Here is a 22534-nt window from a genome sequence, read left to right on the forward strand (position 1 = left end):
TGGTGCGGGCCGGGGCACCGGAGGCGTGGCGCCGGCTCAGCCGCTCTTGGCCATCGACGCGGCCTCGGCGCGCTGGTCGCCGTCGATCGTCGCGCTGGCGACCGTCATCCGCAGCGGCGGCAGCGAGGCCACGAAGGTGCCGAGCGCCAGCAGGAGGGCGAGTACCCCGGCGCCCGCCGAGTCCAGGACGGCGCCCACGGCCAGCGGGCCGATGCCGGTGCCGAGCGCACTCGCTCCGCTGAGGGAGGCCACCAGGCGCCCGGTCGGGTCGAGGAGGGCCGCGGCCGCGAGGGTCTGCACCAGGACGGCCAGTTGGCAGGCCTGCCAGAGCACGGCCGCGACGGTGAAGAGCACCGGGTCGTGGGTGAGGACCAGGGCCGCCATCGACAGGGCCTGCGCCGTGATGAAGGCGGCCAGGGAGCGCGTACGGCCGAAGCGGCGTGCGGCGACCGGGCCGAGCGCGGCCCCGGCGAGGGCCACGACACTGGACACGGCGAGGACCACCGACACGGCGGAGTGGGACAGGCCGGAGTGCTCGCGGCCGAGCACCGAGGCGTAGGCCCAGGCGCCCTGGGTGACCGCCCACAGCAGCGCGATCGCGCCGAGGAGCATCCACGAGGGGGTGGCCGCCCGGTTCCGCGCGGGGGCCGGGACGGTGGCCGGTGCGCCGGCGTCGTCCGAGGCGGTGCCGCCGGTGGCGGGTCCGTCGGGGAGCCCTCCCACCAGGGGCCACGCGAGCACGCAGCACAGCGCCATGACGAGGAAGCCGGTACCCTCCCCCACGCCGTGGTCGACCGCGGGCACGGCCATGATCAGCAGGGCGGTCACGGCCACGGTGCCCGCGATGGTGACCGCGGACGCCTTGTCGGCGTCGTCGGTGGCGGCGATCGCGGCCGTGGCCGCGGCGTAGACCGCGCCGAGCCCGGCGCCCAGGACGAGGTTCGCCAGGATCAGGGTCGGTACGTCGCTCGCGGCGGTGGCTCCGGCGAAGCCCGCGCAGGCGACGGTCAGGCCGATGCGGGTCATGCGCACGCGCCCCGGCCGTGCGGCCCGCGCGGCCATGAGCAGCGTGACGACCGCGGTGGCCATGAGCTGCGTCGCGCCGACGAGTCCCGCGCCGGATTCCCCCAGCGAGAACCGGGCGGAGAAGTCGTCGACGAAGACGGGCATCAGGTTCGCCCCGCCGTTGCCCAGGGTCGTTCCGGCGATGAGCGCCACCGCGACGCCGAAGGTCAGGACGGCTGTCCTGGGCGCCGTCACCGGTGTCTCCGCGGGGTGGGGTGGGCCATGGGCGCGGCTGCTCGGCGTGGGGTCGGGTGTGCGAGGGCCATCGGAGTCCTCTCGGGGATCGGTGGTCGGTAGTCGGCAGGAGGTGTGGAAGCGGTGCTTCGGGGCCCGGTGGTCACGGGCGCGTCGGGCGTCCGTGACCACGGGGCGGGGCGGGGTGGGTCGAGGAGGCGGGCCGCCGGTTTCAGCCGGTCCAGACGTCCTCGACGTAGCCGCCGGAGCGGATGAGGCCGTCCAGCCAGTCGGTGGCCCGCGCGTCGTCCGCGCCGGTGTGCTCGCGGTAGACGGCCATGAACGCCTCCCGTACCGCGGGGGCCATTCGGCGGCCGTCGCCGCAGACGAACACCCGCCCGCCCGCCTTCAGGACGTCCCAGACCTCGTCGCTCTCCCGGGCGATGCGGTCCTGGACGTAGCGGGCGCCGTCCTCGGGGGCCTGGGAGAAGACGGGCCGCATGCTGACGGCCCCGGCCGTCCCGGCCGCTTCGAACTCCTCGCGGTGCAGGTAGTCGACCTCCGGGTGGTCGCAGCCGAAGTAGCACAGGAGCGTGCCGGTGGACCCGGTGTGCACGCGGTCGAGGACGGCCCCCCGGAAGGGGGCGAGACCGGTGCCCGCGCTGACCAGGATGACCGGGACCGCGTCGTCCGCGGGCAGCCGGAAGGACTCGCCGCACGGGAGCACCCTGGCCTGGACGGTGTCACCGGCCCGTACGTTCTGGACGTAGTGCGAGGCGATGCCGTGGAAGGTGCCGTCGCCGGCGCGGTGGGGCGCGGCGAGCAGCGACACCATCAGGTCGATCTCGCCGGGGCTGGCCTGCGCGGAGGACGAGATGGAGTAGTGGCGCGGGCGCAGCACCGGGAGGAGTTCCAGGAAGCGCGTGAACGGCAGTTCGCAGGAGCGGTAGCGCTCCAGCAGGTCCAGGACGCTGAGCCCGGTGGCCGTCACCTGCTCGTGGAAGGCGTCGGCGGCAGCCGAGGCCAGCTCGGCCAGGGGGCGGTGCTCGGGCGGGCAGGCGGTGTGCTCGGCGAGGACGGCGACCTGCTCGGGCGTGGCCGGGGTCTGGAGTTCCACGAAGTCGGTGAGCAGCCGGCGCAGGGCCAGCGGCCGGTCGACGGGCAGGGTGTTGCGGGCGCGGCGGCGGGCGCTCAGGCGCACGGTGCGCTCCGGGTCGAGGCCGAAGCGGCTCACGGCCCGCTGGACGAGGGCTTCGGGGTTGCGCGGCAGGACGGCCAGGTGGTCGCCGGTGCGGTAGGTGACGCCCTCGGGCAGCCGCAGCTTCAGGTAGCGCTTGGAGCGGCCCAGCTCGTGCTCCATGTCGACGAGTTCGTACGCGTCGAGCACCTCCATGTGCTGGACGCCGTGCCGGGCGGCGAGTTCGCCGGTGACGGAGGCGGTGGCGTCCTCCAGCTCGTACAGGCCCTGCTCCGCGGAGTCGGGATCGGGTCGCGCGGCCTCGCCGTCGGTGGTGCCGTACCGGTCGAGCAGGGCCGTCCACAGGTCCGCGGTCCAGCGGTCCACGGTGCCTGCGAAGTCCCCGGATGCGTCCGCGGCGCCGCGCTCCAGGAGCGGGGTGGCGCCCGCGGCGGCGAGCCGCTGTTCGATGAGGGTCGGCACGTGCTGGTAGGTGGCGGCCCAGTTGCGGTCGCCGACGCCGAGGACGGCGTACCGAAGGCCGTCGAGGGCGCCCGGCTCCAGGCCTTCCAGCCAGGTGACGAACTCGGCGGCGTCGTCGGTGGGCCGGCCGTTGTAGGAGGCGGCGACGATCACCACGGGCCCGTCGGCGGGGTCGAGCTTGCCGGCGCGGTCGTCGAGAGGGGCGACGGCGGTGGTGAAGCCGTGGTCGTCGCCGTCGGCGGCCAGGTCGCGGGCGAGCCCCGCGCAGGTGCCCAGGTTGGAACCGTGCAGCACGGTGAGCGCGGTCGCGGCGGCGCGGCGGGCCGCGAGCCGGTCCTCGCTCACGGGCGCCGCGCTCGCGGCGGCGGGCAGGCGGCGCTCACCGCTCGTGCGCCGGGCGAGCCGCAAGGTGAACGCGTCGGGCTTGATGGTGAGCGACTGCTTGATCGTGAGCTGGTAGTCGGTGTGGTCGAGCAGGCGGTAGCGGTGGACGAGCAGGCCGAGGAGCAGCGTGGCCTCGTGCAGGGCGAACTGCCTGCCGATGCAGGCGCGTTCGCCGCTGCCGAAGGGCTTGAAGAGGTGGACCGGGCGGGCCGCCTCGCGCTCGGGCGTGAACCGGTCGGGGTCGAACAGCTCGACGTTCTCGCCCCAGGCGGGGTCGCGGTGCAGGGCCGGGGTGAGCACCATCAGGGTCTCGCCCCGGCGCACGGGGTAGGTGCCGCCGATGACGGTGTCCTCGATCGGCTCCACGGCGAAGGCGGGCGCGGTCGGCCAGAGCCGCAGGCTCTCGTTGAGCACTTGGCGGATGTACGTCAGCTTGCCGATGTCGCCGTACGCGGGCGCGGGCGCGTCCGCGTCGCCCCACAGCGCGTCCACTTCCGCCTGGGCGCGGGCCAGGACCTCGGGGTGCTTGGTCAGGTAGTGGAGGGCGAACGACAGGGCCCCGCTGGTGGTCTCGTGCCCGGCGATGAGGAACGTGATCACCTGGTTGCGGATGTTCACGTCGTCCAGGGGCTCACCGGTCCGCGCGTCACGGGTGTGCAGCATCCGTCCCAGGAGGTCGTCGGTGCTGGTGTCCCCGGACGCCCTGCGCTGCCGGATCACCTCGTCGACCAGGTCCGTCATCAGCGCGGCGTCCTTGCGGAACTGGTCGGCCTGCTTCCAGCGGAACACCTCAGTGCCCGGGATCGACTCGCCCTTGACCTGGGTGAAGGCGAGCGCCCTGCTCATCGCGTCCACAAAGGGGTGTGCGTCGTCGCGCCCGAACGACTCGAAGTCGTAGCCGAACCCGCAGAGTCCGATCGTGTCGAAGGTCAGCCGGGTCATGTCCTCGGGCACGTCCACCGGTCCCTCGCCGGCCATCCGGTCCCACTTGACGATCAGCGAACGGGCGACGTCCAGCATCGTCGCGTGGTAGCCGCGCATGGCCCCGAGCGAGAAGGCGGGCATCAGGATGTCGTGCGCCTTCTGCCAGTTGGGCTCGTGGTGGAAGGCCGTGAAGAGGCCGTCCCCGGCGATCTCCCTGATCTCCACCAGGTCCCCGTGCACGTTCTTGCGGAACCGGGTCTCGTCCGCCAGCTCGGCCACCAGGTCAAGGCCGCCGACCATCACGGTCTCGGAGCCGAAGGCACGGATCCGGAACACCGGGCCCAACTCCTTGACCTCCTTCATCAGATGGACGAGGCCGTCGGCCCCGCTCGGGATGTCCAGGGCGTGGCCGATCAGGGGGAGCGCCGGACGCTCCGGGATCGCCTGGGCCGTCGCCGTGGAGGTCGCCTTGGTGGGGGACGCGTGAGTCATGAACGGGCCTTTCGTTGCGCACCGGCAGTCGCTTGAGTCACAAGGTACAGGCGACTTTGTCACCTGACCATGTCGACTGATTGTGTTGCTTGACACGGTCGCTCCGCTGAACTCTTGGAACGCCCCGAGCGTTGAGGCGCGGCGCCCGCCTGCGCGTGCGCGCCCCGGTCGGCGAAGACGGCGCGTAGACAGGCCCCTTCGGGCGCGGGGGCGGCGTCCCGGCCGTCTGGCGTAGCCCGTTCACCACTCCCTTGGGCGGCGGTGGCGCCGCGCCTACGCTGGCCTCCCGGCGCACCGGCACCCGCGCGGTGCACGCCGGGCAAAGGGGGGCGCTATGGGGGTCAGGGGCGCGGTGGCCGCAGCGGTGATCAGCGCGGTCGCCGTGATCGTGGCGGCGGTGATCACGGTGTGGGGGCAGGACGGCGGCTCCCAGCACGGCCCGGGGTCGATCGTCCAGACCAACCGGCACGGCGACAACGTGGTGTGCGTCGGCGAGCACAACGCATGCGGCCCGGGGGCGCCGACGAGCACTCCCGGCATGGACGTGAGCGCGTCGCGAGGGAGTTCGGGAGAATGACGGGAACACCGCGTCGCACCGTTCCCGTGGTGCTGCTGCTCTGTCTGCTCGCCCCTGTCAGCGGCTGCGGCGGCAACAAGGGGCCCTCCCAGGGCCAGAGCAACGAGAGCGGCGACAACCTCGCCTGCAACGGCCAGAACAACCAGTGCGTCAACGGCACCCTCATCGTGTCGCCGCCACCCGCGCCGACGTCTCCACCGCCATCGGCCACACCGTCACCATCGCCGTCGGACAGCCCGTCCCCCTCTCCCAGTCGTACGCGTACGTCGTCCCCGACGCCCCCGGTCGACGACGAGGACACCGACGAGGACGGCGCGGCGGCGCGCCTCGGCCGCGCGCCGCGGGCGGTGCTCCGCGGGCCCGGTCTCGACTCCCTGCGCATCGCCGTGCTCGACGTGGACTCGCCGCAGCCGAGGTGGAGCACCCTGGGCATCGGCGCCCGCCAGCTGCGCGCCGCCGGAGTGGGTGGGGTGATGTTCCGGCTGCCCTCGCCGGTCCCGGCCTCGGTGAGCGTCGACACCACGAAGGCGGCGGGCGACGTGGAGTACGTCTTCTTCGACGGCGCGGGGCTGCGCCTGGGCACACAGACGGCCGCCGGGTGCGCGGTGTTGTGCCCCTCCCTGACGCAGAACCTCGTCACCGTCCCGCAGTACCAGCACCTCTTGGTGACGGACGCCGGGCGCAGCACGGGCTGGCCGCTCGGGCAGCGCTACGGCTACACCGAGCGCTAGTCCAGTCCGCCCGCCGCGCGGACAAGGCGCACGAGGTCCTGGTGGAACACGTCGTAGTGCGCGCCTCGGGGCGGTCCGCCCTCGCGGATCCGTTCGGACGCGTCGACGCCGACGTACCCGGACTCCGGCAGGGCGCCCTCGGTGAGCGCGTCGGCGAGCGTGAGGGTGGGGCAGCCGTCGATGCCCTGCACCCCGTCGTAGCCGAGCGCGCCCCAGGTCCGGCCCGCGCCGGAGAGCAGGGCCCCGTCGCCGATCCTGCGGCACGCGAGGGGAAAGAACAGGCCGAGTTCCAGGTCGTGGTGCGAGTAGCAGCACACGACAGGGCCTGTCACCCGTCGGTGCAGGCCCGCCAGCGCTCCCCCGCCGCTGAGTTGGGGCAGGTGCTCGGCGAAGGCGAAGTGCGAGAGCGCCGCCTGGAACAGGCACAGCGAGGCGACCGACTCGTCCCGGCCGAGACCTCGCACGGCGTACGCGGCCAGGCGCGCGCCCGTGCCGTGGCCCACGAGGTGGATCCGGGTGTCGGGCAGGTCTTCACCGAGGCTCCGCAGGAGCGGGGCGAGCCCGCGCTCGCCGACGAGCCCCGCGTGCCTCCTCATCGCGTACGCCGTGACCTGACACAGCAGTTCGTGGGCGCCGTCCCACACCCGGCCGGGCGTGCGTTCGGCGCGCGGGTCGCGCAGGGGGCGCTCGCTCGGGGCGAGGGACTCGGGCCGGGTCAGGCGTTCGGTGGGGTCGTCGGCGGGACGCGGCCCGGCCGTGCCGGTCTCGGTGAGCGTGCCGTGTTCGGAGACGTCGGGCGCCCCGGAGCCGGTGTGCGCCTCCTCCACCCGCTCGGGGTTGCGCTCCTGCACCCGTTCGGCCTCCTGCCTGGCCGCGTCCAGCGCCTCGGCGAAGCCCTCGCACACCTGGGTGGGGCTGTCGATCAGCATGGCCGGGTCGGTCTGCGGCAGGGCGTCGGCGCCCAGGTCGGTGCCGTAGGCGTGCAGGGGGGTGTCCAGAGGCTGTTCGACCAGGCGGCGCAGGGCGATGCCCACGTCGTCCAGGGCGCCGTTCCGCACGGGGCGTTCGTCGAGGAGTCCGATCAGCTTGGTGAGGGTGGCCTCCCCTTCGGGGAAGACGCGGCGAAGGCCGGTGAGGTCGGACTCGGCGAGGCGCTCCTTGCCCCCCTCGTCACCGCCCTGCGGTGGCGCGAAGCACATGCTGGGCCAGCGCACGCCGACGAGTCCCACGCCCTCGGTGCCCCCGGCTTCCGCGAACAGGGCGCGGCAGCGCGCGTCGACCCGCTGCGTCAGCTCGGGCTCGTGGTGGGCGGTGTGCACGAGCACGACCAGGTGGCGCACACCCGCCTCACGTGCCGCGTCCGCGACCCGGCCGGCCTGCCGCTCGTCCACGGCGTCGCCGTGCGCGTCGAACGCGACGTCCCACCAAGGTGGTTCGCCTGTGGCCCTGCCCTCTGCTTCACGTGTTTCACGCGTGTCCCGCATGCGCCCCCCTGCCGTCTCGCGAGCGATGTGGCGGTGATGCAGTGATGGATCGGGTTCCGCACGCCGACACCGGACGCGTGCACCGGGTTCCGCCACCGTGACACGGCGTCACGTGCCCGGCGAGTGCCCACCTCGGGCCGGGCTACGCACGGCGGTGCCGCACCCGTGCGCCCCGTCGACGCGTGGGAGGAGTTCCGCCAAGGCCGGTTTTCCGCCCGGGCCCGGTGGGCTAGCGTCCTGGTCTCCGCCGACCCTTCGAAGGAGAGCCATGTCCTTTCCCGAGCTTCCCGAGGCCGCACCGGGTGAGGTGCTGTTGGTCTGCACGTGCTACGAGCGCGGCAAGGCCCTGTGGGGCGGACTGCTCCACGAGATCGAGGGACGCCGCATCGAGGAAGGCTGCATCGAGGGACGCCGAATCGAGGGACGTCGCGTCGGGGGACGCCGGGAGGGAGATCTCCTGCTCCTCGGTGGCGGCGAGGTCCGGCTGCGCCCGGTCGAGGGCCGCGCGTGGGACTACCTGCACGGCGGCAACGTCCCCGCGCTCGTCCCGGACGGCGACCCCGCGCCGCTGGTCGTCGTCCTCGCGGACAGCTCCGTGGCGTACGGCGGAGCCGGTCCGTTGCTGGTGGACACGGCGGTGGTGCCCGGGCGCGGCGTCCGGGTGGCGTCGTCCCGCCTCGGTGAGGTCCTGGCCGCGCTGCTGGACGGCACGCTCACCTTCGACGACCTCGTACGCGCCATGGACAGCTCCGGCGTGTACCAGGGGGACAGCGGCCGCCCGGCCTTCCCCACACCGACGTCTCCCGTGCGCGGGCCCTTCCCCTTGCTGCCCGCGACCTCCACCACCTTGCTGGTCCGCACCTGCTTCGACGACGAGGAGGGCTGGCGCGCCCTGCTCGACGAACTGGGCGGGGTCGACGAGGACGGCTGGGTCGGCACGGACCTGGAGGCGGACGAGATCGACGTGGAGAACTTCCCGCTGACGGCCCAGGTCGTGGACGACCGGGCGTTCGGGGACCTCAAGCCGGGGCAGGTCCCGGCGCTGGTCCCGCCCGATCAGCACACCGTCCTGGTCGCGCTCGCCGACCGTGCGACCTTTGCCGATCCTGCCCGGCCCCTGACCGTCGTCGATCTGTACGACACCCCGGGGCAGGCCACGCTCCTCCCGTGCCGCAAGGTCGGATCCATGGCCTGCAACCTGGAGATCAGCAACATGGACTTCCGCGATTTCGTCGCCGTGGAGGGCGTGAAGCCGTGGTGGGACGAGTGAGCGGGCGGGCCTCCGGCCGGGTGGCCCGTCCTGGCAGCCGCGTACTCAGCGCGGACAGGGCCGCGCGGGCGACCGTCCGCGCGAGCGGAAGGTCACGGGGTGCGGAAGCCGCGGAAGGTCACCGGCTTGCGGGTCTCGAAGCCGAGCCGCTCGTAGAGGGCGATGGCGCCGGAGTTCGCCTCGGCCACGTGCAGGAACGGTTGCTCGCCGCGGTCCAGGACGCGTGTGGACAACGCGCTCACAAGGCGGGCGGCGTGGCCCCTGCCGCGGGCCTCGGGGGCCGTGCACACGGCGCTGATCTCGGTCCAGCCCGGGGGCCGCAGCCGCTCGCCCGCCATGGCCACGAGGGAACCTTGCGCGCGGATGCCGAGGTAGGTGCCGAGTTCGATGGTGCGGGTCCAGAACGGCCCCGGCTCGGCCCGCTTGACGAGGTCGAGCATCTCCGCCACGTCGTCCGGCCCCAGCTCCACGATCTCCACGTCGTCCGCGGGACGCGGCTCCTCGGGGCGGCGCCCGCCGGGCCAGACCATCTGCCGCCCTTCCAGGACGAAGACCGGCTCCCAGTCCGACGGCGGGAGCGCCGGGTGGCTGAACATGTCGGCGAAGCCGTCGCGGCCGAGCAACCGCGCCAGGTCCGACCAGTCCTTGGGGCCGGGCCGTATCGGCAGCGCGCAGAAGGTCGTGACCTCCGGCAGGTACGTGGCGGCCTGCCCCACTCTTCGAGCCAGCGGTGCGTGCTGCCCGAGCAGCGACTCGGCGACGGGGTTGTCGAGCACGGTGGTGTCAGTGTTCACGCGCCTGATCCTTGCATCCCGGCACTGCCCCGCGGCACCGAGGCCGACGCCACCGTCGCCCGTGACCTGCCCCGGCGCGAGGAGCGCTGAGCCCGGGCTCAGCGGACAGGGGTGTGGAGGATGCCGTTGATCAGGACCTCCAGGGCCCAGGCGTCCCGGTCGCCGGGTGAGAACAGGGCCTGCCGCAGCGAGGTGATCATCGGGTAGCGGTCGGCGGACAGGGCGGCGTAGCGGCGGTCGGCCGCCGCGATGGTGGTCTCCTCGTCGGAGCCCTTGGTGTCGTAGGCGCTCTGTTCGGCGGCGGCCGCGGCGGTGTGCAGCCAGAGGAGGTCGACGGCCCAGGCGGCGGCTTCGTCGTCGAGTCCGCCGTCCTTGAGCAGGGCGAGCATGCGATCGAGGACGAGCAGGACGTTGTCCCCGGTGGGGATGGCGCCCAGGGCGACGGCGGCCAGGCCCTCGTGACGGCTCATCGCCTCGACGGCCGCGGCGGTCAGGGCCCGCAACTGCTCCCGCCACGTGCCCTCCCAGGTCAGGCGGACCTGTCCGAGGGCCTCGTCCAGCATGGCGGCCATGAGGTCGTCGCGGTTGGCGACGTACACGTAGAGCGAGGCGGGGCCCGTGTCGAGTTCCTTGGCGACACGGCGCATGGTCAGCGCCTCCAGCCCGTCGCGGTCGAGGATCGTCAGGCCGGTGCGCACGATGACGTCACGGCTGAGGGGGGCCTTGGCGGGCCGCGCGCGGCGGCTGACGGGCTGCGAACTCATGGGGAAACCCTAGCTCCCAACGAACACCGTTTGACACGAACGGCGTTCGTTACCTACCTTCGGGACGAACGACGTTCGCGACGAACGTCGTTCGCTCGCGAGGTGCTGGCAGCCCTGGCAGAGCCGCATGCGTCACCGTGCGCCACGTCGGCCGTCGCCGTCACGGGCCCCATCACCATCACCGTCGCTGTTGAGCAGCTCGCCCACGCCCTCGGCACCGCCGTCACCACCGCGTACGGGCCATGACCGCCGGCCCCCGTCGTGACCCACGCCTGGCTGCCGGCTCATGCGCCTTCCGGCCCGCACCGGCACCCCTGGCCCACTGACCGACCAGCAGAAAGAAACCAGCTCCATGTTCCTGATCACCGGAGGCCGCGGCGCGGTCGCCACCCACCTGACCACCCTGCTCCACCGCGACGGGCTGCCCGTCCGCGTCGGCTCCGCGCGGCCCGAGGACCTCACGCCGCCCGGCGGGGTCGGGACGGTCCGCCTCGACCTCACCGACCCGGCCACCTTCCCCGCCGCCCTGGACGGCGTCACCAGCGTCTTCCTCTACGCCACCCCCGACCACGCCACCGACTTCGCCGACCGGGCCCACCGCGCCGGTGTCACCCATGTCGTCCTGCTGTCGTCGGCCGCCGTCCTCGGCCCCGACGCCGCCGCCGACCCGCTCGCCAAGTCCCACCTCGACGTCGAACAAGCCCTGTCGGCCTCGCCGATCACCACTACGATCCTGCGGCCCGGCTCCTTCGCCGCCAACGCCGGCGGCTGGGCCTGGCCCATCAAGGCGGGCAAGCCCGTCAGCCTGCCCTACCCCCACGCCCACACCGACCCCCTCCACGAACACGACATCGCCGAAGCCGCGCACGCCGTCCTGACCGATCCCCGCCACCGCGGCGGCCGGTTCACCCTCTCCGGCCCCGCCTCCCTCACCTTCGCCGAGCAGATCGAACTGCTCGCCGCCGCCATCGGCCGCCCGATCCCGGTCCACCACGCCACCCGCGAGGAGTGGAAGCGGGAGATGGCCGACCACATCCCCGCCGCGTACGCCGACAGCCTGCTGGACTGGTGGGCGTCCCACGACGGCAAGCCCGCGCCCCTCACGGCCACGGTCGAGCACCTCACCGGCCACCCCGCCCGGCCCTTCAGCACCTGGGCCGCCGACCACGCCGCCGCCTTCACCGCCTCCTGACGGACCGCGGCACACCCCCGACCGGCGCGGGCCGGAAACCGGTCCCCACTCCAGGGCCCGGCCCGCGCCGACGGAACCTCCAAGTTCGGAAGCACATATGCCGGCGCAGGCCACGCCGACCAGGGTGTACACGGCCGCACGCCCTATCGCCGCCCCTGGCCCTGCGCGCCCGGCGCCCGGCCCGGCGTCACCATGGACACCCGGAGCAGGCGTCAGGAACACGTACGCGACGGCAAGCCGATGGCCCTGGGAACGCGCCGGGACCCGATCGCCGGGTCCCCCTCCACCTTCCGCCGCCGACGGCGCCCAGTAGGGTGATACCCGCGACGACCAGTAGAAACGGACCACAAGACGTGCATGCTCCAGAGCCCACCGCGCCCATCTACGACCTGCTCATAGCCGAACGGGGTGACGTGGTCGCCATCGCCGCCCGCACCGCGGAGGAGACCCGGCGCGAGGCCGACGCGATGCTGGACTTCGGCTCCCTCACCGGCCGCCGCAACGGCGAAGCGTAGGAAGCGTAGAAGCGTAGGAACAGCCTCCGCGTCGGCCCCCGCTCACAGCCGCCGGTGAGCGTGCAGCAGGTACTCCTCCCGGTGCAGCGGGTTGTGGTCCGTCCGGGCCCGGCTCTGCGGGGGCGTCGCCACGCGGTAGTGGCCGAAGGACGTCTCCAGGACACCCTCGCCACCGGTGAGTTCGGGCAGCTCCCGCTCCAGGCCGTGCACCTGGGCGGCGGGCAGGTGCCCCTCGACGACGAACGCGTCTCCGCGTGCCGTCGGCGTCCCCGGCAGGGCGCGGTGACGGGCCAGGGCGAGCGCCACCGGCGCGTACGCGGCCTGCGGGACCTCGAGGACGAACCGGTGCATCGGCTCGTGCACGACCGTCCCTGCCCGGCGCAGCGCGGACATCAGGACCAGCGGGGTCAGGCCGCGGAACGCGCCCGCCGTGCTCGTGATGCTGCAGAACCCCGAGTGGGTCATCGTGACCACGCAGTCGGGCACCCGCCAGCCGTACAACCCCTGCTCCAGCGTGGCGTGGACGGTCTCCTCCACGGCCCGCACATAGGCAAGGGGCAGCGAACCCAGCTCGACCGCCAGGCGGAAGGCGACACCGCCACCGACCGGCCCCGGCTCCACCCGCAGCCCCACCGTCGCCCGGAAGGGGTTGCCCTCCTCACCGAGGGCCTCGTGGGCCGCGCCCGTACCGGTCACGCGCTCGACGCAGATCGGCGTCGTCCGCCGGAAGTCGACCGTCAGGTTCTGCTCGGCCAGGCTCGCCGCGAGGACCTCCTTCTGCACCTCGCCGTAGAGGGAGACGGACAGCTCCCGCCCGTCCGGGCCCTGCCGCAGTCCGATCAGGGGGTCCTGCTCGGCGAGCCGGGTCAGCGCCACGTGCAGCGCGCCCAGGTCGGCCGGGTCGGTGGGCACCACGACGGTTTCCAGGGAGGGCGGCGCGAACGCGTGACCGTAGGGCCGGCCGGCCGGGGGTTCGCCGATCACGTCCCCGATCCGGACCTCCGCGAGCCCGCGCAGCGTCGCGATCTCCCCGGCGCGCGCCGAGGCCCGGCGTTCCAGCGCGCCCCGGTCGAACACGGCGACATCCGTGATCTTGGCCTTGGTGGCGCCGACGGTGACGCGCCCGCGGACCGTGAGCTGCCCGGAGAAGAGCCGGGCGTACGCGATCTTCTCGCCGCCTTCGCCGCGCTCCACCTTGAACACCCGTCCCGACACGGGCCCCTCGGCGTCGTGGCGCTCGGCGGGCAGCAGCGCCTGGATGCCCTCGATCAGTTCGCGGATGCCCCCGCCGGTGATCGCCGAACCGACGTACGCCGGATGCACCCAGCCCTTCCGGGTCTGCGCCACGAGGGCGGCACGCAGCCGCTCGTACGGGACGGAGGTCTCGTCCGCCACGTAGGCGGCGAGCAGCGCGTCGTCCCGGGCCGTCAGCACGTCGAGGAGCCCGCGTGTGAACGAGCTGTCGCCTTCGGTGAAGGCCGTGACGCGTGCCGCGGGCGTGCCGAGGCCGTCGGTGACCCTCCCCATCGCGAGGATGGGCACACCGAGCCTGCGCTCGGCCTCGCGCAGGACGCGGGTGTCGTCCGCGCCGCGTCGGTCGGTCTTGTTGAGGAACAGCAAGGTCGGGATGCCGAGCCGTTTCAGCGTCCGCATGAGGACGCGCGTCTGCGGCTGGACGCCTTCCACGGCGGAGACGACGAGCACGGCCCCGTCGAGCACGCCGAGGGCCCGCTCCACCTCGGCGATGAAGTCGGGGTGGCCGGGTGTGTCGATGAGGTTCACGGAGACTGCCGAACCGCCGCTGCCGAGCCGGAAGTTGACGACCGCCGCCTTGATGGTGATGCCGCGGCGGCGCTCCAGGTCGAGCGAGTCGGTGTGGGTGCTGCCCGCGTCGACGCTGCCGATGGCGTCGACGACCCCGGCCTCGTACAGGAGCCGCTCGGTCAGGCTCGTCTTGCCGGCGTCAACATGCGCCAGGATCCCCAGGTTCAGCGTGCGGTGCGTAGTGCGCACAGAGCGTCATGTCCTTCAGGTTGATGACTGGTCCTTTCGTCTGGGACATGGACGTTCCGCGCATCGCCGTCTCCTTGATCTCTCGGACTGCTCCGGAGATGGTCGCACCACGGGTTCAGGGCCGTCGACCGAATATTCCGGTGCGGCCCTCCCCCGCGGCCCGCGCTCAGATCGCGATCGACTGCTGGAGCCAGCGGCTGACGCGGTAGGGGATCCACCAGGCGTACGGGCCCACGTCCAGGGCGAGTTGTTCGCCGCGGAAGTCGTCGAGGGCCGCCTGCGGGACGGTGTCCGCGCGGGCGCCGTAGTCGAGAAGGTCGATGGCCGTCGCGTACTCGGGTTCGTCGGCGGTGAAGCGGCGCAGCTCTCCCCAGCGGCGGTCACGGATCTGGATGAAGCCGGGGCCCTTGCGCCACAGGCACTTGCACATGTAGTGGCCGCGTCGCCAGGCGCGCAGGGAGTCCTCGGCGGCGGTGGGGCCGCGCAGGGCCGCGGGCGGCTGGAGGTGGCTGAGCGCCCGCCAGGTCTCCCCCGCGTCCGGGTCGAGCAGCAGCTCCCACTCCACCATGACGGCGCGCGCGGTCAGGTCCCGCACGAGGCTGAGCCGGTGCAGGGCTGTGAAGGGGTCGGTGGCGGCGGTCAGGTCGACGGGAGCGGGCAGGCGCACCCGGCGCGCGCCCAGCTCCCACAGGCGCGCCGCCTCGCCGCGGGCCGGGCCCGGCAGCGGCAGCTCGCCCAGGAACATGCCGGGCAGCGCGCACGCGGCGGGGTCGTAGTCGCGCCAGGCCAGGAGCGTGGGCGAGGTGAGGGTTGCGGTCATCGGGCTCCTCCGCTTCGGCGGTCGGGCGGGTCAGGCCGGCTCGGGGACGGCCGTGGCATCGGCCGCGCCGTCCTCCGCGTGGACGTGCCGCATGAAGTCGAGGCGCAGCAGGTCCTCGTTGACCGCGGCCGGGGCGATGTGGACGTACTGGCCCGCGTCCGCGAAGACGATGCCGAGGCCGAGCCAGGAGTCGAGGAGCCGCCGCAGCAGGTCCTCGTCGACGGTGGCTCCCGAGACGCGCGCGGCGGCCTTGCGGGTGAGGGCCTGGACGGTGTGCGGCTGGTCGAGGAGGCGGAAGACGGCCAGTTCGAGGGGGTCGCTCAGCTCCATGGCGCGCCAGGCGAAGGCCCGCCTGCGGCTGACCAGGACGATGCGGTCGCCGTGGTCGTCGTGGGTGAGGCGGGCGTCCGTGTGGTGCTTCTTCCAGTCGGCGAGGGCCGCGTTGAGGGCGCTCACGGTCTGCTCGCCGACGCCGCGGGCCGGGGCCTCGAAGACGTACGCCATGCCGTACAGCTCTTCTTCGGGCAGGTCGTAGGTGAAGCGGTAGTGCGCCTCGGGGCGCAGTCCGGTGAAGCCGAGTTCGGGCCGCTCGAAGTAGGGGCTGAAGCGTTCGATGGCGATGCGGGCGGAGAGGTCGACCGGCGGGTCGAGGTGTTCCAGGGCGGGGATCTGCGCCACGACCGGGTCGTAGTCCTCGGCGCTCTCGCCGGGGAAGCCGTGCAGGTAGTTCCAGGCGACGGACAGGCCGGTCTCGGCGCCGTCGCGGAGCATCCGGACGTTCTGGCAGCCGCTGACGCCCTTGTCCATCAGGTCGAGGACGCGGCTGTTGAGGCTCTCGATGCCCGGCTGGACGTAGATCAGTCCGGCGTCGGCGAGGGTGCGCAGCTGGCTGCGCTTCATGTTGGCCTTGATCTCGATGTGCAGACGCAGGTCGTAGCCGCTGTCGATGATGCGGGGCAGGACGGACGTGAGGTAGCGCATGTCGAGGATGTTGTCGACGACGTACATGTCGAGCACCCGGTGGCGGCGGGCCAGGTCCATGATCTCTTCGTAGAAGGTGTCCGGGCTCTTGGAGCGGAACTCCATGAACGAGCCGTTGAGCCCGCAGAACGTGCAGTGGTGCTTCTCGCCCCACCAGCAGCCGCGGGCGCCCTCGACGACGAGCTTGGGCTCCACCCAGTTGCGGGCCACCGAGGCGGCGAGGCGCTCGAAGTAGCCGCTGTAGTCGGGCGGCAGTATGGCCGCGGGCGGCAGCGGCCGGGTGGCCATGGGGTTGGCGACGCTCGTGCCCGATGCGTCACGGCGGCACAGGCCCGGCACGTCGTCGACCGGCGCCTTCTCCTTCAGCGCGGTGAGCAGCTGCGGGAAGGCGCCCTCGCCCTCGCCGCGTACGACGTAGTCGACGAAGGGGAAGTTGCGGTGCACGGCGGCGCCCTGCTCGCCGTCGCAGTTGGCGCCGCCCATGACGGTCACGAGGTGCGGGGCGAGTTCCTTGACCCTGCGGGCGGCGGCGAGCGCGGCGGTGTTCTGCTGGAAGGTGGAGGTGAAGCCGACGACGTCGGGCTCCTCGGCCACGATCTGCCGCGCGATCATCTCGACGAACTCGGGGACGATCCGGTGCAGTTCGCGCGTCATCGTCATCCGCGCGGCCTTCAGCTTGCCGGTCATCGTGGCGGTGAACTCCTCGTCCCGCCAGCCCGGGTCGTCGTACAGGGCGGAGGAGAAGACCCAGTCGCCGCAGCCCATGAAGTACGAGGAGAGCGCGTAGTACTCGTAGTCGTCACCGGTGAACTCGGTGCGCTCGGTGATCCAGTCGGTGAAGGCGAGGTTGGCGTGCAGCACCTCGGCTGTGGCCCCGGGGACGCGCTCGTCGACGCTCCGCTTGAGGATTCCCAGGGCGAGGGACGGAAGGTCGATGGGCGACCAGGGCATGTTGACCAGCAGTACGCGCACGGGCGTTCCTCCGATGGTGGGGCCGGCCGGCCCTCGGGGGCTGCGCCCGGGGGCCGGCCGGTTCGGGATCAGTCCTCGACGCTCTCGTCGCCGTCCTCGGCGTTGCGGAACGGGACGGTGACCGTGATGCCGATGCTCGGCTTCCGGTTCGTCTCGTCCTCCGCGAGCGGGTCGTTGTGGATGACGTCCTTCTGCATGGGCTCTCTCCTCTCAGTGATGGGTCGTGCGGTGCGCTGACCCCCTTCCGGGCGGAGGGGGGCGTCTGGGTGGGGTGGTGCCGCGCAGCTCCCGGTCGAGGAAGAGCACCGCGCGGCGCAGCACGGCCACGTGGTCGCCGCCGTCGTAGCCGTCGTGTCCGGAGTCCAGCCACAGGGACTCGTGCCGGGCGCCGATGGCGTGGAGGGCGGCGAGATAGGAACGGACCTGTGCCGCGGGGCACTTGGTGTCGTGGGTGGCGGCGACGACGAGGAGCGGGTCCTGTACGTGCACGGCGTACCGGATCGGGGAGCTGTGCGCGTAGCGCGCGGGCACCTGCTCGGGGGTGCCGCCGAACAGGCGCTCGTCGAGGGCGCGCAGGGCCGGGGTGGCCGAGGCGTGGGCGGCGGCGTAGTCGGCGACCGGCTTCACGGCGACGCCCGCCCGCCACAGGCCGGGCCGGGTGCCGAGGGCGAGCAGGACGAGGTAGCCGCCCCAGGAGGTGCCCCACAGGCCGGTCGCGTCGGGGCGGATCAGGCCGCGCGCGGCGAGGTCGGCCCGCACGGCGGCGAGGTCCTGCACCTGGGTGTGGCCGACTCCTTCGGGGAAGGCGCGCTGCCAGCGGGGGCCGTAGCCGGTGGAGCCGCGGTAGTTGACGCGGGCGACGGCGAAGCCGGAGGCGACCAGGGAGTGCACGGTGCCGTCGTAGGCGTCCCGGTCGTGGTCGGCGGGGCCGCCGTGCACCAGGAAGACGGCCGGGTAGGGCCCTTCCCCGCCCTCGGGGAGGCTGAGCAGGGTGTGCACGGGGCCGTCGGGGCCGGGGGTGCGGATGTCACGCAGGGTGCCGGGGACACGGCCCTCGACGCTGCCGAGCGGCGGCAGCGGCGTGCCGGCGGTGGAGGTCATCCGGGGCGGGTGCGTCGTGTCGGTCCAGAGGGTGTGGAGGTCGCCGCCGGGGTGCGGGGCGGCGTCGAGGAGGGTGCCCGGCGGGGCGGGGACGGCGTCGAGGGTGCGCCGTTCGAGGCCGGCGCGGTACAGCAGGGAACGGCCGTGGCGGTCCTGGCGGATGAGGACGGAGCGGCCGTCCGGGTACCAGCGGGCGGTGATCTGGGTGTCGAAGGAGCACCAGTCGTGCGTCACGGTGCCGGTGGCCGGGGTCCAGGTCTCCAGCAGGTAGCGGTCGTCGCGCTCGCGGACGAGGAGCAGGGTGGCGTCCGGCCCCGCCGGCGCGAAGCCGAGGGCCCACAGCCTGCCGTGCGCGCCGTGCCCGGGCAGGACGGCGGCCTCGGCGCCCTCGGGGGTGAGGACCGTGACGGCGCGGGGTGATCCGGCGGCGCGCGTGAGGACCAGCAGGTCGCCCGCCGGGGTGAGCCCGGCGAGCGCGGCGGGCCCGTCGACGCGCGTCACCTCGCGGCCGGGGCCGCCCCGGGAGCCGATGTGGACGGTGGTGCCGTCGTCGAGGCCGATGCCCACCGCGGCGATGGCGCCGCCGGTCACGGCGAGGCCGCGGGCGGTGCCGTCCGGGACGCCGCCGAGTCCGGGCCGGTCGGGGCCGCCGGTGAAGGGCTGGAACCGCCAGTGGCCGACGCCACGGGCGTCCTCGGCGAACCACCAGACCCGCGCGTCCCGGTCGATGGCGCCGTGCAGGGTGCCGCCGGGCCTGTCGGTGACCTGGCGGGCGCGGCGGGTGGCGGCGTCCCAGGTGAAGACCTCGCAGCGGCCGTCGGCGTCGGCGGTGAACACCATCCGGCGCGGGTCGGCGGCGCACACCTCGGGCAGCGCGGCGCGGTAGACCTGGAAGCGGCTCACGCGGTGACCTCCGTGAGGGCGGCGCGCCGGGTGGTGTGCACGGCGAGCAGGGTGAGCAGGGCGGCGCAGCCGATGGCGGGCGCCGCGGTGTCCACCCGGTCGGCGAACAGGCCCGCGAGGACCGGGGCGAGGGCCGCGGCCCCGCCGGACGCGGTGCCGAGCACGGCGCCGACGCGTGCCTGCACCGCGGGTTCGGCCACGTGCAGCACCCGCGCCTGGAGGACCACGGCGGCCGGGGGGATGACCAGGCAGACCGCGCCGAGCAGCACCCCGTACGCCCACGGCCCCGTGGCGGTGGCGAGTGCCGCGGTGAGCGGGACGAGCAGCCAGGTCACGGCGGTGACGAGCCGGGCGGCGCCGACGCGGACCGCGACCTTCGGCGCGGCGAGCGAACCGGCGAGCCCCGCGCCGCCGGAGACCGCGAGGACCACGCCGAGCGGGAGCGCGCCCGTGCCGGAGCGTTCCAGGGCGAAGACGGTGGCGTAGTAGAGCGCGACGGCGACGCCGTTGACGAGGGCGACCCAGACCAGGACGAGGCGGAGCAGGGGCTGTCGCCGTACCAGGCGCAGGCCCGCCGCGGCCTCGCGGAGCAGGCTGTCGCCGGAGGGCTCCGCCGGGGCCTTCAGGTCGGTGCGCATCCCTCGTACGCAGCCGGCGGCGACGGCGTAGGAGATGGCGTCGGCCAGGAAGGGCAGGGCGCGCGAGAGCTGGTAGGCGGCGCCGCCGAGCGCGGGGCCGAGGATCAGGGCGCCCTGGTCGGCGGCGGCGAGCCGGGCGACCGCGCGGGGCTGCTCGGCGGGCGGGCAGACCAGGGCGACGGTGCCGCGCGAGGCCGCCTCGTGGCAGGCGGTGGCGAACCGCTCGACCAGGACGGCGGCCAGGAGGTGGACGAGGGTGAGGTGTCCGAGCGCGAGGGTCAGGGCGACGGACCCCATGGCGAGCGCGGAGACCGCGGCGGACCAGAACATGATCGTCTTGCGGGCGCCCCGGTCGGCGGGGACCGCGGCGAGCGGGCCGAGCAGGATCCCGGCGGCCAGCGAGAGACCGGCCACGAGGCCGGCCGTCTGCGCGGAGTGGCCGAGCGAGAGGAGCAGCAGCGGGAGGACGACGCCGGAGGCCTGGGTGCCGAGCGCGTCGGCGGCGTTGGCCCACCAGAAGAGGCGGAAGTCCCGGGCCGAGGCGGGCCGGGGCGAGGCGCCCTGACGATCAGGTGTGTCCGCCTGCGGATATGGCTCCACGCAACCCCCTCACAACTGTGAATTGCCTGTGCAGAGATGTGTAGAAAGTGAAACGAGAGCGGGATCGTAGCCAGGCGCCGGAGCGCGCTACAAGGTGCCGGGGCCGCTGACCGAAAAGCGTCCAGGAGGGCCGTACGAGGCGCACACCGGGCGGCACACCAAGGGGAGGGGTGAGTTCCGTCGGATGTCACGGGTCTGGTGATGCCTGAGTGATGTGTGTGACGTGAGGGGCGCCGTAGAGGACGTCATCGCCTGGGGTCGCCGGGGCCCTTGGGGCGCTGATGAGCCGTCAATTGTGCTTGTTCGCTTGACTGTTGGCGGTTCCACTGAGGCAGGATGATGGCCGGATCCCGACCTTCAGGAGAGGGGTGGGTCAGGCCTCGGGCGGCGCGGTCAGGCTCCGCGCGACCTCTTCGTAGGCCGCCAACGTGTCCAGGAAGGCCTCGCGGCCCCAGAGCGCCAGACCGAGGAGCACGATGAAGACGGCGGTCACGTGGACGCCGCCGAGCGTGTCCTCGGCGTGGGCGCTCCAGTACCCCTCCCGGTCGCCGCGGGCCCAGGCGCGGACCGCCTGCGTCACGGTGAACTCGTAGTGGGCGGGCGCGGCGGCGGCCACCTCGTCGGCGAGGCCCACCACCTCGCGGGTCCGCAGCTCCCGGCCCGTCACCTCGACCACGGCGAGGGAGGACCGCAGCAGACCGCCCAGCACGCCGTAGGTCTGCTGCCGCTCGTCCTCGTCCGCCCGGGCCAGGGCCTCGGCCACCGCGTCGGCGTCACGCTCCGCGTAGCCGCGGACCACGCCGAGGGCACGGTCCGCGGCCGTGCCGGGCGTGCCCCGCTCGCCTGTTCCCCGCTGCCCGTCGCTCATGATCCGCACGCTAGTCCAGGGCGGACCTCGGGGACTTCCGTCCGGGGTCGCGGCCGGGCTCGGCCGAAAGCACTAGGACCACTGAGCGCGCGGGCCGGACGCGCCGGCCAGGCGTTCGGGGGTGAGCAGCTCGGCCAGCCGCTCCGCGGGCAGCAGGCCCTTCTCCAAGGTGAGTTCGGCGACACCGCGGCCGGTCCGCAGGGCCTCCTGGGCGATGGCGGTGGCCGCGGTGTAGCCGATGTGCGGGTTGAGGGCGGTGACCAGGCCGATGGAGTTCTCCACGGAGGCGCGCAACGCGTCGGTGTTGGCGGTGATGCCCCCGTCCGGGCCCGCGACGCAGCGCTCGGCGAGGGTCAGGCAGGCCGCCCGCAGGGACGTGATGCTCTTGGACAGGGCGTGCAGGATGACCGGCTCGAAGGCGTTGAGCTGGAGCTGGCCGGCCTCCGCTGCCATCGTGACCGTGAGGTCGTTGCCGATGACCTCGAAGGCGACCTGGTTGACGACCTCGGGGATCACCGGGTTCACCTTGCCCGGCATGATGCTCGAACCGGCCTGGACCGGGGGCAGATTGATCTCGTTGAGCCCCGCGCGCGGCCCCGAGGAGAGCAGACGCAGGTCGTTGCAGGTCTTGGAGAGCTTCACCGCGATCCGCTTGAGGACGCCGGAGAGCTGCACGAACGCGCCGCAGTCCTGGGTGGCCTCGACCAGGTTCACGGAGGTCACCAGGGGCAGTCCGGTGATCTCGCACAGATGGCGGCGGGCCGTCTCCGCGTAGCCGGGCGGGGTGTTGAGGCCGGTGCCGATGGCGGTGGCGCCGAGGTTGATCTCGTGCATCAGCTCGACGGCCTCGGACAGACGGCTCCGGTCCTCCTCCAGCATCACCGCGTACGTGGAGAACTCCTGGCCGAGGGTCATGGGTACGGCGTCCTGGAGCTGGGTGCGCCCCATCTTCAGGACGTCCCGGAACTCCACGGCCTTGGCGGCGAAGGCGTCCTGGAGCACGGCCATGGCCTGGAGCAGCCCGTGCACCGCCGTGATGGTCGCGATGCGCAGGGACGTCGGGTAGGCGTCGTTGGTGGACTGGCTGAGGTTGACGTCCTCGTTGGGGTGGAGGTGCGCGTACTCCCCCTTGGCGTGGCCGAGGAGTTCGAGGGCGCGGTTGGCGACGACCTCGTTGACGTTCATGTTCGTGGAGGTCCCGGCGCCGCCCTGGACGACGTCCACGACGAACTGGTCGTGCAGGTGCCCCGCGCGGATCTCCTCGCAGGCGGCCACGACGGCGCGGGCCTTGGCCGCGGGCAGCAGACCGAGTTCCTCGTTGGCTCGCGCCGCGGCCTGCTTGACGGCGGCGAGCGCGTCGACGAGCTGCGGGTAGACGGAGATCGGCAGGCCCGTGACGGGGAAGTTCTCGGTGGCCCGCAGCGAGTGGATGCCCCAGTACGCGTCCGCGGGTACGTCGCGCTCGCCGAGCAGGTCGTGCTCGCGGCGGGTGCACGGGGGCCCGGCCGGGGTGTTCGTGGTGGCCGCGTCGGTAGGGCGGTCGGATGCGGCTGCGGCGGCCGGCCGGGCGGGGGCGGTCATGGGGTGGGTCCTTTGTGTGCGTGGGGTGGTG

The 22534-nt window shown here is 73.5% G+C and carries 19 protein-coding genes; 6 read left to right on the plus strand and 13 right to left on the minus strand.

Going from position 1 to position 22534, the window contains the following annotated elements; all coding sequences use genetic code 11:
• Window positions 1-36: 36 nt before the first annotated feature.
• Both AC07GB_RS12435 and AC07GB_RS12440 read right to left on the minus strand, forming a co-directional pair.
• Window positions 37-1260: an MFS transporter gene (locus AC07GB_RS12435; protein WP_478844356.1), complete on the minus strand. Its 1224-nt coding sequence runs from the start codon at window positions 1258-1260 to the stop codon at window positions 37-39.
• A gap of 211 nt (window positions 1261-1471) precedes the next feature.
• The gene (locus tag AC07GB_RS12440; RefSeq protein WP_478844358.1) at window positions 1472-4699 is read right to left on the minus strand and encodes a bifunctional cytochrome P450/NADPH--P450 reductase; all 3228 of its coding nucleotides are present in this window, start codon (window positions 4697-4699) and stop codon (window positions 1472-1474) included.
• Between the two features lie 334 nt (window positions 4700-5033).
• Between AC07GB_RS12440 and AC07GB_RS12445 the strand changes: the two genes are divergently transcribed.
• On the plus strand, window positions 5034-5276 hold the full coding sequence (locus AC07GB_RS12445) for a hypothetical protein (RefSeq protein WP_478844360.1): 243 nt from the start codon (window positions 5034-5036) through the stop codon (window positions 5274-5276).
• A complete protein-coding gene (locus tag AC07GB_RS12450; RefSeq protein ID WP_478844362.1) occupies window positions 5273-6007 on the plus strand; it encodes a hypothetical protein in 735 nt (244 codons plus the stop codon). The genes AC07GB_RS12445 and AC07GB_RS12450 overlap by 4 nt, the downstream gene beginning before the upstream one ends.
• Here AC07GB_RS12450 and AC07GB_RS12455 read toward each other — a convergent pair.
• Window positions 6004-7491, minus strand: coding sequence for a hypothetical protein (locus AC07GB_RS12455; protein ID WP_478844364.1), 1488 nt, complete (start codon window positions 7489-7491; stop codon window positions 6004-6006). The two genes, AC07GB_RS12450 and AC07GB_RS12455, sit on opposite strands and share 4 nt — an antisense overlap.
• Before the next feature lie 268 nt (window positions 7492-7759).
• Here AC07GB_RS12455 and AC07GB_RS12460 point away from each other — a divergent pair, with 268 nt between their 5' ends.
• The gene (locus AC07GB_RS12460) at window positions 7760-8761 is read left to right on the plus strand and encodes a DUF6924 domain-containing protein (protein WP_478844366.1); all 1002 of its coding nucleotides are present in this window, start codon (window positions 7760-7762) and stop codon (window positions 8759-8761) included.
• A 92-nt stretch (window positions 8762-8853) separates the two neighbouring features.
• Here the strand turns inward: AC07GB_RS12460 and AC07GB_RS12465 are convergent, their stop codons facing one another.
• Entirely contained in the window at window positions 8854-9555 is a 702-nt protein-coding gene (locus AC07GB_RS12465) for a GNAT family N-acetyltransferase (protein WP_478844368.1), read from the minus strand.
• A gap of 98 nt (window positions 9556-9653) precedes the next feature.
• Window positions 9654-10319: a TetR/AcrR family transcriptional regulator gene (locus AC07GB_RS12470; protein ID WP_478844370.1), complete on the minus strand. Its 666-nt coding sequence runs from the start codon at window positions 10317-10319 to the stop codon at window positions 9654-9656.
• 102 nt (window positions 10320-10421) lie between these two features.
• On the opposite strand from AC07GB_RS12470, the gene AC07GB_RS12475 reads away from it, so the two are divergent.
• From AC07GB_RS12475 to AC07GB_RS12485, 3 genes are all read left to right on the plus strand, one after another.
• The gene (locus AC07GB_RS12475; RefSeq protein ID WP_478844372.1) at window positions 10422-10565 is read left to right on the plus strand and encodes a hypothetical protein; all 144 of its coding nucleotides are present in this window, start codon (window positions 10422-10424) and stop codon (window positions 10563-10565) included.
• Window positions 10566-10671: 106 nt separating this feature from the next.
• Window positions 10672-11511, plus strand: a complete 840-nt coding sequence (locus AC07GB_RS12480) for an SDR family oxidoreductase (protein ID WP_478844374.1) — start codon at window positions 10672-10674, stop codon at window positions 11509-11511.
• Between the two features lie 353 nt (window positions 11512-11864).
• Complete coding sequence (locus AC07GB_RS12485) at window positions 11865-12026, plus strand: hypothetical protein (RefSeq protein ID WP_478844376.1); 162 nt, start codon at window positions 11865-11867, stop codon at window positions 12024-12026.
• A gap of 42 nt (window positions 12027-12068) precedes the next feature.
• Here AC07GB_RS12485 and AC07GB_RS12490 read toward each other — a convergent pair whose 3' ends face one another.
• The 8 genes from AC07GB_RS12490 to aspA all read right to left on the minus strand — a co-directional run bounded on the left by AC07GB_RS12490 (window position 12069) and on the right by aspA (window position 22503).
• Window positions 12069-14039 carry a GTP-binding protein gene (locus AC07GB_RS12490; protein WP_478844378.1) on the minus strand — a complete coding sequence of 657 codons (1971 nt, stop codon included), beginning with the start codon at window positions 14037-14039 and terminating at the stop codon, window positions 12069-12071.
• Between the two features lie 166 nt (window positions 14040-14205).
• Window positions 14206-14859 (minus strand): DUF5825 family protein, encoded by a 654-nt coding sequence (locus AC07GB_RS12495; RefSeq protein ID WP_478844380.1) that lies wholly within the window; start codon window positions 14857-14859, stop codon window positions 14206-14208.
• 30 nt (window positions 14860-14889) lie between these two features.
• On the minus strand, window positions 14890-16812 hold the full coding sequence (locus AC07GB_RS12500; RefSeq protein WP_478844382.1) for a RiPP maturation radical SAM C-methyltransferase: 1923 nt from the start codon (window positions 16810-16812) through the stop codon (window positions 14890-14892).
• A 68-nt stretch (window positions 16813-16880) separates the two neighbouring features.
• On the minus strand, window positions 16881-17009 hold the full coding sequence (locus AC07GB_RS12505; protein ID WP_264081221.1) for a hypothetical protein: 129 nt from the start codon (window positions 17007-17009) through the stop codon (window positions 16881-16883).
• Between the two features lie 13 nt (window positions 17010-17022).
• Window positions 17023-18753 (minus strand): alpha/beta hydrolase family protein, encoded by a 1731-nt coding sequence (locus AC07GB_RS12510; RefSeq protein WP_478844827.1) that lies wholly within the window; start codon window positions 18751-18753, stop codon window positions 17023-17025.
• 59 nt (window positions 18754-18812) lie between these two features.
• Window positions 18813-20054 carry an MFS transporter gene (locus tag AC07GB_RS12515; protein ID WP_478844384.1) on the minus strand — a complete coding sequence of 414 codons (1242 nt, stop codon included), beginning with the start codon at window positions 20052-20054 and terminating at the stop codon, window positions 18813-18815.
• 373 nt (window positions 20055-20427) lie between these two features.
• Entirely contained in the window at window positions 20428-20922 is a 495-nt protein-coding gene (locus tag AC07GB_RS12520) for a hypothetical protein (protein ID WP_478844386.1), read from the minus strand.
• Between the two features lie 72 nt (window positions 20923-20994).
• Window positions 20995-22503 carry an aspartate ammonia-lyase gene (aspA, locus tag AC07GB_RS12525; RefSeq protein ID WP_478844388.1) on the minus strand — a complete coding sequence of 503 codons (1509 nt, stop codon included), beginning with the start codon at window positions 22501-22503 and terminating at the stop codon, window positions 20995-20997.
• Window positions 22504-22534: the final 31 nt, after the last annotated feature.

This window comes from Streptomyces sp. NPDC045778, assembly GCF_056431945.1.